1 protein-coding gene is annotated in these 803 nt (G+C 32.9%); it reads left to right on the top strand.

Annotated features, from left to right (window positions below):
* The first annotated feature begins 118 nt into the window (after positions 1-118).
* Positions 119-337, top strand: a complete 219-nt coding sequence (locus tag HEN33_RS25200) for a hypothetical protein (RefSeq protein WP_000477617.1) — start codon at positions 119-121, stop codon at positions 335-337.
* Positions 338-803 lie beyond the last annotated feature (466 nt).

Below are 803 nucleotides of genomic sequence, written 5' to 3' on the forward strand. Positions count from 1 at the left end.
GAATACTGCCAAATATTATTGCAAAATATTCTCTAAATTATGAATTAAATATCCATAAGCATTATTGCCTGGGAACTGGACATATAATTACTCTTCTGTGCTAAAGGAACGTTCTGAAATGTTTAAGTATGCAGAGATGTTGATGGCGGAAGAAGATGATAAAGTATGTGAACTTATTTTTAAACAACAAGATAATTTGATTTTAAAAATAAATGATAGATTTCCCAGAATAATTATAAAGAAATACCGAACATTACAAGGTAAAGTCGTATGGCTATGGATATTGCCATTTGTTATTGAATGGTTAATTGTGTGCACTTTGGGTGTAAACAGTTAGCTTGGTAAAAGTAAATATCCTGATTGTTGTTTGTTAAGGAGTGAGATGCCTGTGCGTCTGGTGTCTATTATATTCCCAATATTATTGGCGCTATTCTTGCTGGCGTAGGCATCGCCATACTATGAATATTGTGTTTGTCGTGATTCAATTTTTATTTATAACCTCTACCCGGAGCAAATTCAGGTAGGTCATGCATAAAAATATCTTTCTATACTACGAAAATTATTTTTGTGAAAGTATTGACAACGCTAACTATTTTTAATTATATATTCATGATGCTCTAGGCATCACATTTTCTCCATGGGGTATTCCCTCCGCCGGCACTATGTGTTGCTGGCGTTTTTTTTATCAATTCTTACTTTTTAATCCCACTGTCCTTTCCACCAGAAACATACCTCGTTTCTACTGTATTTTGAGAATATAGTTCCCAGAATACCAATTATATATAATACGTTGTAATATATGT

This window comes from Escherichia sp. 94.0001 (genome assembly GCF_013369155.2).
Taxonomy (GTDB): Bacteria; Pseudomonadota; Gammaproteobacteria; order Enterobacterales; family Enterobacteriaceae; genus Escherichia; species Escherichia coli_F.

Excerpts from the sequence above, each read along its gene's own strand:
- HEN33_RS25200 (WP_000477617.1), top strand. The coding sequence starts at position 119 with ATGTTTAAGTATGCAGAGATGTTGATGGCGGAAGAAGATGATAAAGTA.